Origin of the sequence: Streptococcus sp. HMSC034B05, from assembly GCF_001809055.1 — a bacterium.
GTDB classification, from domain to species: Bacteria; Bacillota; Bacilli; order Lactobacillales; family Streptococcaceae; genus Streptococcus; species Streptococcus constellatus.
In genome coordinates this window covers 125,219-142,010 of the sequence record NZ_KV795595.1, presented here as the reverse complement: position 1 = coordinate 142,010, position 16,792 = coordinate 125,219, and the positions used below count along the sequence as shown (strand labels likewise).

General features: G+C 39.8%; 20 protein-coding genes and 2 tRNA genes. 2 read left to right on the top strand and 20 right to left on the bottom strand.

What is annotated here, in order from left to right; translation table 11 throughout:
- Positions 1 to 130: 130 nt before the first annotated feature.
- The 9 genes from rpsG to rsgA form a co-directional block, all read right to left on the bottom strand.
- Entirely contained in the window at positions 131 to 601 is a 471-nt protein-coding gene (rpsG, locus tag HMPREF2542_RS03295) for a 30S ribosomal protein S7 (protein WP_003026449.1), read from the bottom strand.
- A 19-nt stretch (positions 602 to 620) separates the two neighbouring features.
- Positions 621 to 1,034 carry a 30S ribosomal protein S12 gene (gene rpsL, locus HMPREF2542_RS03290; protein ID WP_003026451.1) on the bottom strand — a complete coding sequence of 138 codons (414 nt, stop codon included), beginning with the start codon at positions 1,032 to 1,034 and terminating at the stop codon, positions 621 to 623.
- Between the two features lie 199 nt (positions 1,035 to 1,233).
- A complete protein-coding gene (locus HMPREF2542_RS03285) occupies positions 1,234 to 1,800 on the bottom strand; it encodes a hypothetical protein (protein WP_058670064.1) in 567 nt (188 codons plus the stop codon).
- Positions 1,801 to 1,813: 13 nt separating this feature from the next.
- Positions 1,814 to 2,632 carry a pur operon repressor gene (gene purR / locus HMPREF2542_RS03280; RefSeq protein ID WP_020997566.1) on the bottom strand — a complete coding sequence of 273 codons (819 nt, stop codon included), beginning with the start codon at positions 2,630 to 2,632 and terminating at the stop codon, positions 1,814 to 1,816.
- Positions 2,633 to 2,724: 92 nt separating this feature from the next.
- A complete protein-coding gene (locus tag HMPREF2542_RS03275; RefSeq protein WP_037596486.1) occupies positions 2,725 to 3,669 on the bottom strand; it encodes a 3'-5' exoribonuclease YhaM family protein in 945 nt (314 codons plus the stop codon).
- Positions 3,659 to 4,915 carry a DNA recombination protein RmuC gene (rmuC, locus tag HMPREF2542_RS03270; RefSeq protein ID WP_058670063.1) on the bottom strand — a complete coding sequence of 419 codons (1,257 nt, stop codon included), beginning with the start codon at positions 4,913 to 4,915 and terminating at the stop codon, positions 3,659 to 3,661. The genes HMPREF2542_RS03275 and rmuC overlap by 11 nt, the downstream gene beginning before the upstream one ends.
- 1 nt (position 4,916) lies before the next feature.
- A complete protein-coding gene (locus HMPREF2542_RS03265; protein ID WP_058670062.1) occupies positions 4,917 to 5,549 on the bottom strand; it encodes a thiamine diphosphokinase in 633 nt (210 codons plus the stop codon).
- Positions 5,542 to 6,201 carry a ribulose-phosphate 3-epimerase gene (gene rpe, locus HMPREF2542_RS03260; RefSeq protein WP_058670061.1) on the bottom strand — a complete coding sequence of 220 codons (660 nt, stop codon included), beginning with the start codon at positions 6,199 to 6,201 and terminating at the stop codon, positions 5,542 to 5,544. The genes HMPREF2542_RS03265 and rpe overlap by 8 nt, the downstream gene beginning before the upstream one ends.
- Positions 6,202 to 6,213: 12 nt before the next feature.
- Positions 6,214 to 7,092, bottom strand: a complete 879-nt coding sequence (gene rsgA / locus HMPREF2542_RS03255; protein ID WP_037596477.1) for a ribosome small subunit-dependent GTPase A — start codon at positions 7,090 to 7,092, stop codon at positions 6,214 to 6,216.
- A gap of 112 nt (positions 7,093 to 7,204) precedes the next feature.
- Here rsgA and HMPREF2542_RS03250 point away from each other — a divergent pair.
- A tRNA-Leu gene (locus tag HMPREF2542_RS03250) sits at positions 7,205 to 7,287 on the top strand.
- A gap of 131 nt (positions 7,288 to 7,418) precedes the next feature.
- Positions 7,419 to 7,507: transfer RNA gene (locus tag HMPREF2542_RS03245), tRNA-Ser, on the top strand.
- Between the two features lie 64 nt (positions 7,508 to 7,571).
- Here HMPREF2542_RS03245 and rsmA read toward each other — a convergent pair.
- From rsmA to glpK, 11 genes are all read right to left on the bottom strand, one after another.
- Positions 7,572 to 8,447, bottom strand: coding sequence for a 16S rRNA (adenine(1518)-N(6)/adenine(1519)-N(6))-dimethyltransferase RsmA (gene rsmA, locus HMPREF2542_RS03240; protein ID WP_049476295.1), 876 nt, complete (start codon positions 8,445 to 8,447; stop codon positions 7,572 to 7,574).
- 18 nt (positions 8,448 to 8,465) lie between these two features.
- Positions 8,466 to 9,182, bottom strand: coding sequence for a hypothetical protein (locus HMPREF2542_RS03235; RefSeq protein WP_003070999.1), 717 nt, complete (start codon positions 9,180 to 9,182; stop codon positions 8,466 to 8,468).
- A complete protein-coding gene (gene rnmV, locus HMPREF2542_RS03230) occupies positions 9,172 to 9,750 on the bottom strand; it encodes a ribonuclease M5 (protein WP_058670060.1) in 579 nt (192 codons plus the stop codon). The genes HMPREF2542_RS03235 and rnmV overlap by 11 nt, the downstream gene beginning before the upstream one ends.
- The gene (locus HMPREF2542_RS03225; RefSeq protein WP_003071005.1) at positions 9,751 to 10,527 is read right to left on the bottom strand and encodes a TatD family hydrolase; all 777 of its coding nucleotides are present in this window, start codon (positions 10,525 to 10,527) and stop codon (positions 9,751 to 9,753) included.
- Positions 10,528 to 10,659: 132 nt separating this feature from the next.
- Positions 10,660 to 10,794, bottom strand: a complete 135-nt coding sequence (rpmH, locus tag HMPREF2542_RS03220; protein WP_003026476.1) for a 50S ribosomal protein L34 — start codon at positions 10,792 to 10,794, stop codon at positions 10,660 to 10,662.
- Positions 10,795 to 10,930: 136 nt separating this feature from the next.
- Complete coding sequence (locus HMPREF2542_RS03215) at positions 10,931 to 11,563, bottom strand: hypothetical protein (RefSeq protein ID WP_049476291.1); 633 nt, start codon at positions 11,561 to 11,563, stop codon at positions 10,931 to 10,933.
- Between the two features lie 17 nt (positions 11,564 to 11,580).
- Positions 11,581 to 12,591: a DUF6287 domain-containing protein gene (locus tag HMPREF2542_RS03210; protein WP_058670059.1), complete on the bottom strand. Its 1,011-nt coding sequence runs from the start codon at positions 12,589 to 12,591 to the stop codon at positions 11,581 to 11,583.
- Positions 12,592 to 12,646: 55 nt separating this feature from the next.
- Entirely contained in the window at positions 12,647 to 13,684 is a 1,038-nt protein-coding gene (gene jag, locus HMPREF2542_RS03205; RefSeq protein WP_003071016.1) for an RNA-binding cell elongation regulator Jag/EloR, read from the bottom strand.
- 12 nt (positions 13,685 to 13,696) lie between these two features.
- Entirely contained in the window at positions 13,697 to 14,512 is an 816-nt protein-coding gene (locus HMPREF2542_RS03200; protein ID WP_037596440.1) for a YidC/Oxa1 family membrane protein insertase, read from the bottom strand.
- Complete coding sequence (rnpA, locus tag HMPREF2542_RS03195; RefSeq protein ID WP_003071021.1) at positions 14,496 to 14,855, bottom strand: ribonuclease P protein component; 360 nt, start codon at positions 14,853 to 14,855, stop codon at positions 14,496 to 14,498. The genes HMPREF2542_RS03200 and rnpA overlap by 17 nt, the downstream gene beginning before the upstream one ends.
- 265 nt (positions 14,856 to 15,120) lie before the next feature.
- On the bottom strand, positions 15,121 to 16,632 hold the full coding sequence (gene glpK, locus HMPREF2542_RS03190) for a glycerol kinase GlpK (RefSeq protein ID WP_058670058.1): 1,512 nt from the start codon (positions 16,630 to 16,632) through the stop codon (positions 15,121 to 15,123).
- Positions 16,633 to 16,792: the final 160 nt, after the last annotated feature.

Genomic DNA, 16,792 nt, shown 5'->3' with positions numbered 1-16,792 from the left:
ATTTTATTTACAGTTTATTATAACATATTTTAAGAAAAGCGAGTAGGCAAATCCTACCCGCTTGTTGATTACTCATGCTAATTAGTAAGAGTACTGAACTTTTTGCAAGTCTCTAAAAAGAGTAGCAATCTTACCAACGGAAGTGAGCAAAAGCACGGTTAGCTTCAGCCATACGGTGAGTATCTTCACGTTTTTTAACAGCTGCACCAGTATTGTTTGCCGCATCCATAATTTCTTTCGCAAGACGATCTTGCATAGTGTGTTCTCCACGTGAACGTGAAATAGTTACCAACCAACGAAGTCCAAGGGTTGTACGACGTTCTGGACGAACTTCAACTGGAACTTGATAGTTAGACCCACCAACACGGCGAGCACGTACTTCAAGTACAGGCATGATGTTTTCCATAGCTGTTTCAAATACTTCAAGTGCATCGTTTCCAGTAGCTTCTTTGATTTGCTCAAAAGCGCCATATACAATTGAAGCGGCTGTACCACGTTTCCCATCAAGCATAACGCGGTTGATAAGACGTGTCACTAATTTTGAATTGTAGAGCGGATCTGGCAATACTTCGCGCTTAGGCGCACGGTTTTTACGACTCATTTATCTTTATCCCCTTTCCTTATGCTTTTGGTTTTTTGGTACCGTATTTAGAACGGCCTTGCTTACGATCAGTTACACCTGCTGTATCAAGTGCACCACGAACGATGTGATAACGTACCCCTGGAAGGTCTTTTACACGTCCACCACGAAGAAGCACAACACTGTGTTCTTGCAAGTTATGTCCGATACCTGGGATATAAGCGGTTACTTCAATAAGATTGCTCAATCGTACACGAGCAAATTTACGAAGAGCCGAATTCGGTTTTTTAGGTGTCATAGTACCAACACGAGTTGCTACACCACGTTTTTGTGGTGAGTTTTCACGAGTAGGCACACGTTTCAGACTATTATAACCAACGTTTAAAGCTGGTGATTTAGATTTTTCTACTTTTGATTTACGCGGTTTGCGAACCAATTGGTTAATTGTAGGCATCTACATTTCTCCTGTATTTTTTAATTTTGGTGATGATACACTTGGTGACAGCTATCATCTGCGTGTACTTTTGCAACATTTGTCAGCACGTCTCTGTACACTTTTGAGAGACCAAAAGTAAAAAGTACCGTCTATTAGTATAACACGACGACACTTTCTTTGTCAATATATTTTTATAGTTTTCTTGTTGAGTTCCCATCTATTGTCCCGTAGTATTTGTGGCTGGGACACCTGCTCTGTTAGTCGTTGGAGTTTGAGCTGAATTGGTCTCAGCCTGTCCTGTGGTAGCTGAAGTTGCAGGAGCTTGATAGGTTTGTTGATAAGTTTGCCCTGCATCTGTTTGAGGCGTCACAGCGTTTTGATTTGCTGTAGCAGCTGCTTCATTGGCTTCACGCGCAGCAATCGCGTCACTAACTGCCTTAATCCGTTGTTGAAGTTGAGCTTTTTGAGCTTCGTCTTTCAACTTGTCCACTTTTTCTTGAGCAGGCGTTACATTAGCCGTCGTCTGCTCTGTCTCCAATTTTTTAACAGCATCTTCTGCCTCTTGTGCAATTTTGGCTTGCTCTTTTTTCTCTTTTTCTGCTTTCGATTCTGAAGATTTTGATGTTGAAATGGTTCGCCTTACAGTCGGAGCAGCTGCACGCGTCGCATCATCTTGCTTTTTAACGAAAAATAATCCAGCAGCAAGAATGAGCGCCAAAGCTATAACAATCGAAATTCTTAGCCACAAAGAGCTTTGATCCAATTTATCCAATATATTTTTCAAATTCTCACCTCATCTATTTGTCAAAAATATTGCCAACTTCTACACTGATTTTGTTAGACTTCACATCAATATTTGTTACTTTCAACAAAGATTTGTAATCTAAGTGCTCACGCTCTGTCTGTGCATTTTCCGCAAAAACTGCTACACCAGCTAATTCCGAATCAAATTCTCGTAAAAGGCTAATCATGCCGTTGACTGTCCCACCACCTTTTAAGAAATCATCTACGATTAAAACACGGCTTCCAGCTTTTAGGCTGCGTTTCGACAAGAACATCTTTTCAATACGATCCCCACTTGAACCCGACACATAATTGACGCTAACCGTTGAACCCTCTGTAATTTTCAAATCGCGGCGCACGATGACAAATGGGACATTTAATACATTTGCCACTGCATTTGCCAAAGGTACTCCTTTTGTAGCAACGGTCATAACAGCATCAATTTTTTGTTTTCTAAATGTTTTGGCAATAATGCGTCCAATGTTATTTAAAATAGAAGGTGTACTCAACAAATCTGACAAATAAATGTAGCCACCAGGTAGAATCCGATTACTTTCGGATAATTTCGTACAAAGTTCTTCCACCATTGCTCTAGCTTCTTTATCTGAGATAGAAGGTGTAAAAATAACACCTCCGCCTGCTCCTGTAATGGTTTCGATATATCCGATTTCCATTTCTTCAAAAGCACGTTTAATAATGACAATATCTTCGGAAATGGAGGATTTTGCGGACTCATACTTTTCAGCAAATGTATTGAGACTAGTTAGTTCATAAGGATGATTGATTAGGTAGTTAGAAATGACTACCATGCGTTCACTTCTTCTTAATTTCATTTTTTCACCAATTTTATTTTATTTTCTTCATTATATCATAATAAGACCAAAAAACGAACATTATTTTTGCAATAACATTCGTTTTTCGTTTTTTACTTATCAAAATTTGGTTTATAGAAGGAGCGGTTGTCCATAGCAAAGATTCGATTGGTCATTTCACCTTCACCAACTAAGGCTAAAGCTGAAGTCATCATCATCATTTCCGCATCTAAATTGTCAATCATGTGGATAATCTCTGCTTCCATGATTTTGGGACGAACAGGACTGCCGTATTCCAACAAACCGTGATGGCTTAGTAATACATGACGGAGAATGATGACATCTTCTTTGGTATCTTCGATTTTTAATTCTACCAATACCTTTGTCATTTCTTCGTCAATCAAGGCAATATGTCCGATGAGATTGCCTCGAACAGTGTATTCTGTCTGTTCAGGACCCGTCAATTCCAGCACTTTTGCTAGATCATGCAACATAATCCCTGCAAACAAAAGACTTTTATTTAACTGCGGATAAATATCTCCGATGCTATCTGCCAACCGCACCATTGTAGCTGTATGAAAAGCAAGTCCTGCTTCAAAAGCATGATGATTCGTTTTAGCAGCAGGATAAGAATAAAATTCTTTATCGTATTTAGCATACAAGGCTCGCACCACACGCTGCCAAATTGGGTTTTCAATTTTGAAGATCATTTGTGACAGATATTCACGTAGTTCTTGGACATCAACTGGCGGCTTTTCTTTAAAATCAGCTGGATTGTTTGGCTCACCAACTTTTGGCAGACGTAGTGTAATTTGATTCACTTGCGGAGTATTGTTATATACTTCTCTGCGCCCTTGCATATGGATGACTTTTCCAGCAGTAAATTCTTCCACATTGTGCGGTTGTGCATCCCACAATTTCCCTTCAATCGTTCCAGTGTCATCTTGAAAGGTGAATGCCAAATAGTTTTTCCCTGCCCTTGTTTGACGAAGTTCAGCAGATTTGATGAGATAAAATCCTTCAAATAGCTCATCTTTTTTCATTTGGTTAATCTTCATATTCTTCCTCTTCATCTTGAAAATCTAATAGACCATCTAAGGCCGACTTATCCGAAATTTCAACATGACGCAAAGTCCTCTCGATAGCATTAGTTCTTCGCGTCAGCAATTCATCAATATTGCCAGATGCATGTTGCAAATGTTTTTGTGCCTTGAGCAAAATACCACCAAATTTATTAAATTCTGATTTGACATTGCCCAGAACCTTGCTGATGTCATCTGCACTTCTTTGAATATTGAGCGTTTTAAAACCGACCGAAAGCGAATTAAGCAAAGCAGATAGCGTAGACGGCCCTGCCACCACAATCTGCTCATCCCGACGCAAATTGTCAAAGAATTCTGGATTGCGAACAATCTCTGAATAAAGCCCTTCCGTTGGCAAAAACATCACTCCAAAATTCGTGGTTGCAGGAGGTGCCAGATATTTTTTCTTAATGTCTTTAGCAAAACGTTTGACGCTAGTTAACAAAGACTTACGGCAAAAATCAATTTCTTCTTTATCTCCTGATTCATAAGCATCCTCCAAACGATAATAGTCTGCCAGAGGAAACTTGGAATCAATTGGTAAATAGATGTAGTCTTTTTCCACTTGTCCCGGTAATTTAATTGCATACTCTACACGTTCACTAGAGCCTGGAACCGTTGCAAACTCACGCTCATACTGGCTCGGTGTCAGAATGTCTTCAATGATTTGACCAAGCTGCAATTCGCCTAAAATTCCGCGCGTTTTAGTATTGGAGAGCACCTTATTTAGAGTGCCAACATCACGCGCTACATTTTGCATTTCTCCTAAACCGCGATTGACCGACTCCAACTGTTTAGAGACTGTTTCAAAGGAGGCTTGCAATCTTGTTTGCAGTGTTTTCTCTAATTTTTCTTCCACCGTTTGGCGCATTTGTTCTAAGCGACGATCGTTTGATTCTTGAATCTGGCGCATTCGTTCATCTGTTCTATCACGATTTTGGGTTAGATTTTCACTTATTTCTAAACGCATTTCCGTTAAATTCCGATGTAAATCCGTACGCACCTCAACCAAACGATCTCCCAGAGCCAATTCCAGTTGTTGTTGTGTCAGGAGACTTCGTTGCCGTTCTTGCTCAAAACGGTAATCTAACTGATCAGATAAGTGATCAGCTTGAGCTTCCAGAAATTTCTGTACCTGATCTGTCTGTTGCTGATTCTTTTGCCACAAAAGAAAGGTCACAATAAGATTTCCCAGCAATAAGAGGATAATTATAAACTCCATACTAACTCCTGTCTTTGCTATAAATGACAATAACATAACCTGATTGGCACTCTAAAAAAACGGGCTCATCTATAAATTCGTTAGAAGCATACACTTTTTTGAAAAAATAATTGGATTCGTTTAAAGGATATTTGGCTCCTTCAATCGTTAACTGACTATTGCTCACAGACATAAAAGCTAGATAATCCATACCAACTACCGGCTTTATCTCGTGACGCCCTTGAGGACAATAGCTGAGCTCATTTTGCGCACTACAAAGCCGAATTCGTTGCATATAAGGCGTGATTTCTGGATCGCTCGGCAAGAAAATATTTGCCAAAGTATGATCCAAGCGCCCGCCAAAAGCACCAAAAATAGTCACTTGTGCCTGCGGATAACGTACAAAAACAGTCTTGACAGCTAGTTCTAAATCTGTGTCGTTTTTTTCAGGTTGTGCTTGAAGTACCTCCTTAGATTGAGAACAAACCAAAGCCAGCTCTTCCTCCGAAACAGAATCAAAGTCACCGACCGCTAAGTCTGGACAAATGCCTTGTTCAATGAGAAACAGGCTTCCTCTGTCCACTCCGATAAAAATGTCAAAATCCACTTGAAAACTATCTATCATCCCGCCAGCAAAAAGAGCAATTTTAGTCATGCAATGCTTCTTTCAATGTTTGAACCTGATGAGCTACATCTCCTTTGAAAACGTAACTGCCCGCTACAAAGACATTGGCACCGGCTTCTTTGGCAACGCGAATGGTTTCATCATCAATACCACCATCTACTTCAATATCAAAGTCTAGTTGGTTCACTTCTCTCAAAACAACTAATTCCCGTACTTTATCCATTGTTTCTGGCAGAAAGGCTTGTCCACCGAAGCCTGGATTGACCGTCATAACCAAGACTTGATCGACTAAATTCAAAACATTTTTCACCACTTCAACAGGCGTCCCTGGATTGATAACGACACTTGCCTTGACACCTGCTGTCCGAATCTTTTGCAAAGCTCCGTGAATATGAGGGGTTGTTTCAGCATGGATACTGATAATATCTGCACCCGCACGAGCAAATTCTTCAATATGATGTTCTGGATTAGATACCATAAGATGACAATCAAATACCAATCTACTGTGCGGTCGCATGCTCGCGACCACACCCGCACCAAAGCTAATATTGGGTACAAAATGACCATCCATAATATCAATATGAACATATTCTGCACCAGTTGCTTCTAGCTTTTTTAGTTCCGATTCAAAATTAGCATAATCTGCACTTAAAATAGATGGTGCAATTTTATAAGGTTTCATTTGACTTCCTCCTCACTTAGGTTGCTTTTTAGCTACTTTTTTATAGGTTTCACGACGGTTTTCAATTTCACTCAGAAATTGCAAGTAATTCTCGAAACGAAAAGCTGCAATTTGTTCCTTTTCAACGGCAGGTTTTACTGCACAATTCGGTTCATGCGTATGCGTGCAGGTCCGGAATTTGCAGCCATGACTGACTTTTGCAATTTCAGGAAATGCTCGATTTAAATCCTCTGCATTGTCCACTTCATAATCCAGCGAAGAAAATCCCGGGGTGTCTGCAATTTTTCCCCCATTGAGATTGTAAAAACTAACCACTCTAGTTGTGTGGCGACCACGACCCAAACTTTCTGAAATTTTTCCGGTTTCCAACTGTAAATCTGGTACCATTTTATTGAGCAGAGTAGATTTGCCAACCCCAGTTTGTCCCATGAAAACAGTCGTCTTAGCTGTTAAAAACGGCAAAAGTTCTGTTATTGTCTTGGCAGTATCATAGCCGATAGAGCAATAAATATCAAGGAAAACGTCTAATTCCTTGTCGTCCGCCAACAAATCTAATTTACTGATATAGATAATCGGGTGGATAGCTTTCTGCTCCAAGAGGACTAAATAACGATCCAAAAGATTAGGATTGAAATCTGGTTCTTTAGCGCTCATTATTACAACAGCTTGATCTATATTGACAATAGGTGGTCGTACCAGACTGTTTTTTCGCTCTGCTATTTTTAAGATATAACCTTCAGAATCTTTCTCAGCAGAAAATTCGACCTCATCCCCCACATAGGGAGTTTGTCCTTTCTTGCGGAAATTTCCTCTAGCTCTAGTCTGATAAACCTTGCCTTCTGACTCTACATAATAGAAGCCGGCTAAGGCTTTCACGATTATTCCTTTCAAATGGACTCCTTTAACGCTTAATAAGTTCATTATAACAAAAAAAAGCAGTATTTTGCTTTTTAGTGCAAAAAAATGATGAAAAACGTTTCTAATATGGTATAATAGAAACCAAGCGGAAATGGCGGAACGGCAGACGCGCATGCTTCAGGCGCATGTGTCCATTCGGACGTGAGGGTTCAAATCCCTTTTTCCGCATTTTTATTTCGTTTGAGACTTCGTCAATTGTAGCGCACCTTACTCAAGTTATGCTACGCTTTGTCTTCTCGTTTGGAACGAAATAACATAGTTGGATATACCCCATTCAAAAAGCGCTTATTTTAAATTCTGGAAAGGTGGCCCAGCTTGGTACGGCACCGGACTCGAAATCCGGCAAATGGATTTTATTCATGCGCGGGTTCAAATCCCGTCCTTTCCTTATGAAGAACCTCACTAAGATGAACTTAGCGAGGTTCTTTGTTATGTGATACTTATTATTCAGTTTATCTGAATCCCTCATCATATAAGCTATCTGATAAGCGTGCAAATTCTTGCAAATCAAGTGCTTCTCCTCGAACATTTGGAGACAGATCAGCATTATTCAAAGCGATCTCCAGTCTTGTTTTAATTTCATCCGATTTGCCAAAACAACTAGTTAGATTATTCCAGAGGGTTTTCCGACGGTGAGTAAAACTAGCTTTTGAGACCTTGAAGAAGAAGGGTTCATCTTTGACCTCAACTGCCGGCTTGTCTCTACGAGTCATTTTCAGAATTGCCGAATCCACATTTGGGGCGGGAACAAAGACTGTCCGCGGTACGATAAAAGCTACCTTAGCTGTCATGTAATATTGCACAGCTATTGACAAACTACCATAAGACTTACTATTGGGCTGCGCCGAGATGCGATCAGCTACTTCTCGCTGCATCATCACAACAAATTCTGAAAAAGGAATCCGACTTTCTATCAGATGCATCAAAATCGGAGTCGTGATGTAATAAGGCAGATTAGCCACCACTTTGATAGGTAATTCTGGATTGGAAAATTCCTTAATTCGAGCCTGTAGGTCTGACTTAAGAATATCTTCATTGATAATCTTAACATTTTCAAATTCCTGCAGGGTATCTGCCAAAATCGGCATTAGACGCTCATCAATCTCAAAAGCCATGACTTCTGCTGCATTCTCCGCTAAAAACTCAGTCAGTGCCCCAATGCCTGGTCCGATTTCAATCACATTAACATGTTTATCAATTTCAGCTGTATCCACAATTTTTTGTAAAATATTGGTATCTGTCAGGAAGTTCTGACCGAATGATTTTTTAAAAGTAAAACCATGACGCTCAAGTACCGCTCGCGTCACGCTATAATCCGCAATTCTCATAGTTCTCATTTCTATCCATTAGCTAAATAAAATATATAAAATCCGCATAATTCCTAGCACAAGCAAAATCCAAAATGCCGGATGAATCCGACGTTTGTTACCTTTTGAATCGGATTCAATCACATTATCTGCCTGCTTGCTTTCTTGATTTTGCCGTTTCTTCAACTCATCTTGGTAAGCAGCTGATTTTAGAATATTGTCTTCTGGCAACATGTCTGAAGCATAATCATCTGGAAACCCCATAGCTAACCCAAGCAAGTCCTTATCCGTTAGAGAGAAATCCAAATCTTCTGGTTGATTTTGCTGAATAGCACGGATATTTTTTAAAAGTTTATCAGAAGCGATAGGCAATTCGTCCATAGAAACAATTTCTAAAACGTCAAATCCTAGCGTATCATCCTCTTTGACATTTGCAATAATATAGCGAACAAAATCATCATACAGTTGCAACACCTGTGGAGCATGTTGCTCTAAAAAAGACCGATTGTGGCGGGCATTTTGCTGGAATTTTTCAATGGAAAGAGTAACTCCCATATTCTGCTCTTGATAAAATTCTTCTGCTTTCTCTTTATCTTCTTTTTCAAGCTCTTCTACTTTTTTCCACAAATCAATAGCTGCTTGCAGATCTTCTTCATTCCAAAACAGTTGCCAGAAATAGGGAATACTATAAATTCCCTCCGCTAAAACACGTGTCTCATCTCCGTTTTTAAAATAAATATAACTTCTATTTGCCATGTCGCTTCCTTTCGTACTCTTTCATTACATTTTCAACATCTGTCAATCCAATCCCAAACAATTCTAGTCGTTTAAGCAACTGTTTCCCATTTGAATAGCCAATGCGGAGTTCTTCTCCTAAAAATTCACGACGTTTGCGGCTGTCATTGCCTGTCAGAAATCCTAAGCGAATCAAATCTGAACGTGTGATATCAAAATCAGTCTTTTTTTCAAAATTTTTAGTTACCTGAGAAAGAGCAGCTTTTAAATCGTCATAAGAAGCATGCTCGATCCCCAATGACTTCCCTTTATTTTTAGACTTAGGAGCGGCTTCATCACGCCTTAAAAAAGCATGTTGAACACTAGGAATAGCGGTCATGATCATCCTACGAATCCGCTCACCATTGACATCTGGATCGGTAAAAACGATCACTCCATGCAGGTCATGAAGTCTTGCAATTCGCTCTAAATCCTCTTGGTTAATCGCTGAACCTCTGGTTTCATAGGTTTTCACATCAAAATATCGTTGAAGATTAACCGTATCATCTCGTCCTTCAACCACAATGATTTGAGAAATTTTCTCTTTCATTTATTTTTCCTTTAAATCAAAAATGCGCAGAGCATTCTGATAGGTTGCTTCCGCCACTTCTTCCGTCGTCAAGCCGCGAAGCTCTGCTATTTTATCTACAACATAACGAGTATAAGCCGTTCGATTTTCACGACCACGTTTGGGTACAGGGGCTAGATAAGGTGCATCTGTCTCAACTAAAATCTTATCTAAAGGCAACTTCTGCGCAGCTTCTTGCACATCTACAGCCTTTTTAAAAGTCACCACACCAGAAAAAGAAATCATCATACCAAGCTCAACAAAACGTTCAGCCATTTCTAAAGAGCCTGAATACGAGTGCATAATACCACCCTGTTCGCCAACACTAGCTTCCTTAATAACTTCATAAGTATCTTCCAGCGCATCACGCGTATGAACAACAAATGGCAAATCGTGGTCTTTCGACAGCTGAATCTGACGTTTGAAGACCTCAATCTGCACATCTTTCGGATCTTCCATCCAGTGATAATCCAGACCAATCTCACCGAGGGCAATAACTTTGGAATCGTGCAAATGACTGACAATCATGTTTTCAACTTCTTGCGTATAAGAGCCTGCCTCAGTTGGATGCCAACCAATCGTGCTGTATAGTTCATCATATTGACGAGACAGCGCTAGCGACTTTTCAATGGTTTCTGTATCAAAACCCACAATATTCATCTTGGTAACACCTAACTCGCGTGCGAAAGCAATCTCTTCAGCTTCTTTTCCTGCAAAATTATCCACGTTAAGGTGTGTATGTGTATCAAAAATATTCATCATTCATTCCTCTTTATATCATTTTCTATTATATCAAAATCTCGTGGTAAATGCAGTTTGTCTCGTTGTTATCCAACAAAAAAACCAGCGGTCTCGAGTTTCCGTTGGTTCTTCATCTTGTATTCGTTTGGATTATGCAGCCAAAACTTTGCGTCCTTTACGACGACGGCTAGCAAGCACGCGACGACCGTTTTTAGTTGCCATACGATGACGGAAACCGTGTTTGCGCGCACGGCGGATTTTACTTGGTTGATAAGTACGTTTCACTTTGAATACCTCCTCTTAGATTCTTGTATTCGTTTAGCCGGCTATGTGATCAGTTACTAAACATACTTAACTATTCTATATGATTCTGGGGCTTTTGTCAATACTTACTGAAATAACTTTCTCTTTAAAAACGTAATCATAGGCTTCGAGTCGCTTCGTAAAAGGGAATTAAGCTTGTCATGGCCTCCTGCAACTGGGACAGCACCTGATCCCTTGAAGTGGCTCGATAGAGGGGAATATCGTATTTGACCAGAACCTTGCGAGCCTGACCGGCTGCCACTTGCTGGATAAGAAACTGACGATTTTTCTCCGTACCTTCAAAGCGCTGACTCAGGCCATTGATCTGGACAAAATAGTAAGCTGGTGACTGGATAGGCAGATTCAGTACTCGGTTTTGCTTACTAAGGCTATGCTCATCTTTCTTGCGCTCCATGAAACTCACCTCTAGTGACACCCCAAAGTCTTTTGCAGTTCCATACAAGCGCAGAGCAAACATAGGCTCCGTAATTCCCCCATAACCTTTAAGATAATTCCAAAAATGTGGCCGCAGCATCTGCGCCTGATTCATCCACTGACTAGTTCGCTCCAAGGTCAGCTTGGGATAAAGGCACTGAAAATCCTTGACCAAGTCTGCAAACTCCTTACGCGCTTCCTGTCCATTAGCCTTGAACTCCAGCATGGACTTGCGCAACTGGCCTGCCTTATCTGGAGAAATGTACTTGACTCCCTGATGGGGTAGAAAGCTTTCAATAGCTGGAAAAAGTGACATGAGAACTCCTTTCTTTTTTACTCTTTATAATAGAATGCTTCTGAGTTATTCACGTTAACGCTTTGCGTAATAAGAATCCTGTCCCTCTTACGATTAGAAGCATCCATTATTTTTTGATTATCCAAAGTCATAGACATATCTATACCAGCAGGAATAAATAAGACGGCTGCACCCGGTCCTCCAAAGGATACTCCACCTTGTAAATAAGAATTAATCATTTTAAAATTGTTTCCTAATTTCAAGTCATTATTAACCAAGCCATTTTTATCAAATACTAATTCATTCCCCCACCCATTTCTCCATGTACCTTCAACACTAGAATAATCTCCCTTTTGGATGGCTCCCAAATCCATTTGGGACGAACTATTTTGTTCTTTCTGATTTCTAACACTTGTCGTTGCTTGGTAGTTTTCTATATCTTTCCACCTTAACGAAGATAGATCAAGCTCTTTTTTAGAAGCTAACCCAAAAACTGAACCTACGCTTTTTTCAGAATTTGAATCTACACCAGTTATTTGAAAATCTGCTTCTTTTAGAACATCTATACCACTATTATCAGATTTCAGTTGATAAAGATAACCCTTAGCATCTGGACTTAGAGAATGCCATTGAGCATAAAAGACTGTCCCATCTGTATATATTGTGGCGCTTTCTCGACTTCCACCTACTGAAGCCACTTTTGATTGAGCTAAATAAGTTGATGTCCCTTGATTCAAATAATAAACAGCCGCTAAATAATAAGCCCCGTTAGAATGATGTCCTGTGATTAATTCATCCGTCCCATTTTTATCAATATCATAAAATGTGTATATCTTCGCACGGCCTTCAGAAGTATCTTTCTTTAATTTATCCAAAGTCGAAGCATATAATTTTTCATCTTGTGCTACTGAAATCAAAGCACTCTTTTGCTCTTTGTCTAATGTACTCTTACTCGAGTCAGAAGTATTCTCCTGCTTCTCTATTTTCTTTTGACCACAGGCACCAAGTAGTACTAACCCTAAAATAATTAGAAAAACTCTCTTCTTCATATATCCTTCTCCTAGTTTATTACTACAAAAGCCAGCATCTCTGCCGGCTTTCTCTTTATTCACTATCAATATCCACTACAACATAACGGTTTGGTTCGTCACCCTCTGAATAGCTGGTAAGCCCGTCCATTTTAGAAATAATTCGGTGAATAATTTTCCGCTCATTGTTAGACATAGGATCAGTCTTTTGACTATGTTGGTATTCCAACACACGATCAGCTAGCTTCTGAGCGTAGCTTTGTAGAACTTCTGCTCGATGTTCTACATAATCATTGACATTTATAGAAATGTAAAAACTCTTAGAGTAACGATTATAAAGATAATTCTGTGCCAATAATTGAAGAGCTTTCAGCACTTTTCCGTGATAGCCGATAATGCGACCAGGCTCATTGGTATCAATTTGCATATTGATTGTCCGACGATTATGAGCACTTGCAAGGCTAGCTTCTACGTCCATTTCATCCACGATGTTTTGCACATAACCCGTCACACTCGCAACAACTTCTTCAACATCATAATTTTCTTCAACTTGAATGCCCAAATCTTCAAAATCAGCCGGCTCTTCAGCTATCGGTTGACTTTCCGAGCGCTTTTCTATAGCCTGATCAAAAGAAATAATCTTATCAGTTGTCTTTTCTTCTTGAGCGACCGATTTTTGAAAATTTACGATATCACTATCTTTCAATAAGTCAATCGTTCCTGTCTCTTCAAGAATCGTGCTGGCTTCTTTTTCATGCTTCAAGATTTCAGCTTTGACATCATCTGAAATTTCTTTGCCTTCTTCTTCAACTTTTTTAATAGCTGCAACAACGTGGCCTAAGTCAACAGTTGCTTCACTGACGCTCTTGACAGGTTCATTTTGAGCATTGATTTCTTCTGGAACACCTTTGACAGCCTTTTGATTCGCCTTTACTACTGTCGTTTCGTTGATGGGTTCTACGTCAACTTGGGCTAATTTCTTGCCAAATAATCCCAAAAATCCTTTTTTCTCACGAGAAATCACTTTGATATGTGCTTTCATCCTTGGAATCTCTAACTCACGCAAGCCATTTTGAATAGCTTCTTCAACACTCGCTCCTGTAAATAATACCATACAAGCGCCTCCTTACTTTTTCTTTTTTTGTGCTTTACGATAGGCACGTTTTTTCTTTTCTTCACGTTCACGCTCGGCAGTCGCCTTTGCTTCTCTTTCTGCAATGATTTTATATGGATTGCTCAGTAAAAGCGTTTGGAACACTTGATAAGCATACGACGTACTCCAGTATAATGCAACCCCACTCGCTACGTTGACCGCAAAGAAAAAGACAAAGATTGGCATGATAAACATCATTCCTGTCATCAAACCATTACGTTCTGCCATTCCTTTATTGCTCAACCAAGTACTCAAAAAGGTGAACGCAGCTGCTAAAACTGGCAAAATATAATAAGGATCTGTCGCCCCAAGATTCATCCATAGGAAATGCCCAACTTTAAGAAACTCAACACGAATCAAAGCATGGTATAACGCAATCAGCACAGGCATTTGAATGAGCAAGGGCCAAAATGATGCCGAAGGCTTCACTCCTAATTCTTTATATAGTTTTTGCGTTTCTTGAGCCAGACGATTACGGCTTTCCATATCACGCCCTGGATACTTCGCCTGCAATTCTTTCACCAATGGCTGTGCTTCCTGCATTTTGCGTGAAGCATTGATCTGCAATTGGAAAACTGGCAGAAGAACAGTCCGGATAATTAAAGTGAAGAGGATAATCCCAATCCCCGTACTTCCATTAAAGGAAAGAAACCGAATCGTTACAGCGAAGAAATACACAAATCTTTCCCATAAATCTGGTGAACTCGCTGTAACCTCACTCGTTCCACATGCTGTTAGAATGAGCAAAGCCAGAGCTAAAAGCACCACCAACTTACTTTTCTTTTTCACAACTCAAACCTTCCTGATAAATTTTTGCTATTTTTAGTACATGAAGTAAATTTTGTTCCAATTCTGGATAAGTCAGAATTTCTACACCTTTCCGTGCAATGACGACAAAATCAAGCGTTGCTAACTTTAGTTTATGAGTTATCAAAACGTGTCGAATACGACGTTTAATCTTGTTGCGCATGACCGCGTTTCCTAGTTTTTTACTGACAGATATTCCTACTCGAAAGTGCTTTTGTTTCTTTTCTAATTTATAAATGACGAATTTTCTATTGGCAAAACTTTGCCCAACTTTGAAAATCGCATTAAAATCTTTCTCGCTCTTGACGCGATAGCTTTTCTTCAAAACTCAACTCCATCTACCAAAATTATATCTATTATACCATAATTTTCAAAAAAACCAATAAGAGCAGGTATATTCACCATTTTACTAATTTTCCAAGCTAAATGAGAATGAATTTTGTGAGCTGTTCTGCTTAAAATTTTATGCGAAAGCTATTTAAAATGGTGAACACGAAAAAGCGACTAAGATCTATTCCTAATCGCTTCTCTACGTCTGATACTCAATGATTGCACGTATTTATAAATTTGGGCAACATCATATTTTCCAATTATTTATTAGATTCTTTTGCAAAAAATTGTGTGGCTGCAACTGCTGCTTTCCAGCCTTTGTACAATTTTTGCCGCTCTAGCCCTGACATAGTTGGCTGGAATGTTTCCCCGACCGCATTTAATGTTTTCAACTCCTCCATGTCTTTCCAATAACCAACCGCAAGTCCTGCTAGAAAAGCTGCTCCAAGAGCCGTTGTTTCCAAATTTGCCGCACGCGCTAACTCAATTCCCAGAATATCTGCTTGAAACTGCATGAGGAAATCATTCATGGCAGCACCTCCATCTACCTTCAGGACTTGGATAGCTGTATCTGTGTCCATTTGCATCGTATCAATGATATCGCGCACTTGATAAGCAATGGATTGCAGAGTTGCTTTGATAAAATCTTCTTTACTCGTTCCACGTGTCAATCCAAAAATAGAACCTCTTGCTTCTGGATCCCAATAAGGCGCTCCAAGTCCCGTAAAAGCTGGAACAACATACACTTCATTTTCATTGGTGGAATTTTTTGCATATTGCTCAGATTCAGGTGAGCTAGCAATCATACGAAGGCCGTCACGAAGCCACTGAATGGCACTACCTGCAATGAAAATCGACCCTTCCAAAGCATAAGTCATTTTGCCATTTATCCCATAACCAATGGTTGTCAAAAGATTATTTTTTGATAAATTGCATTCCTGACCAGTATTCATAATGATGAAAGATCCAGTCCCATAAGTATTCTTCACCATTCCCGGTTCAAATGCTAATTGCCCAAAGAGAGCAGCTTGCTGATCGCCTGCCATTCCTGAAATCGGTACTTCTCCGCCATAGAAATGGTAGGGAGCTGTTTTTCCATAAATTTCTGAGTTTGAGCGAACTTCTGGTAGCATAGCCTTAGGAATGTTGAGCAAGGATAAAATCTCGTCGTCCCACTTCAAATCCTTGATGTTGTATAACATGGTCCGCGCTGCATTGGAATAATCAGTCACATGAGCTGCACCATCCGTTAATTTCCAGACCAACCATGTATCAATCGTTCCAAAGAGCAATTCTCCTCGCTCTGCACGTTCCTGTGCTCCTTCCACATGATCTAAAATCCAGCGCACCTTGGTCGCAGAGAAATAAGCATCTATAATCAAACCTGTTTTTCCATGAAAGAAGTCTACATATCCATCTTGTTTGAGCTTTTCTGCTAAAGAAGCTGTTTGCCGAGACTGCCAAACGATCGCATTGTAAATGGGTAATCCGCTTTTTTTATCCCACACAACCGTTGTCTCCCGTTGATTGGTAATCCCAATCGCTTCAATCTGATTTGGCTTAATGACACTTTCGATAAAGGCACCTGCAATGACCGACTGCACCGAATTCCAAATCTCATTTGCATTATGCTCAACCCAGCCTGCTTGTGGAAAAATCTGAGTAAACTCTTTTTGACTCGTGGCAACTTGTTCGCCCTTTTTATTAAAAATAATCGCCCGCGAACTGGTTGTCCCTTGGTCAATCGCCATGATATAAGTTTCTTGTGACATAAAACGCCTCCATTGTATGTTCTATTTTTATTATACATAATAAAGCGTTTTCTTTCTATCTTTTTCTTCTGTTTTTGTGAAAATTTCACTTGAACCCGGGCTCAGACATATTCAGACATATAAAAAGGGAGTGGGACAGAACTCAAAATTAAAAATTTTA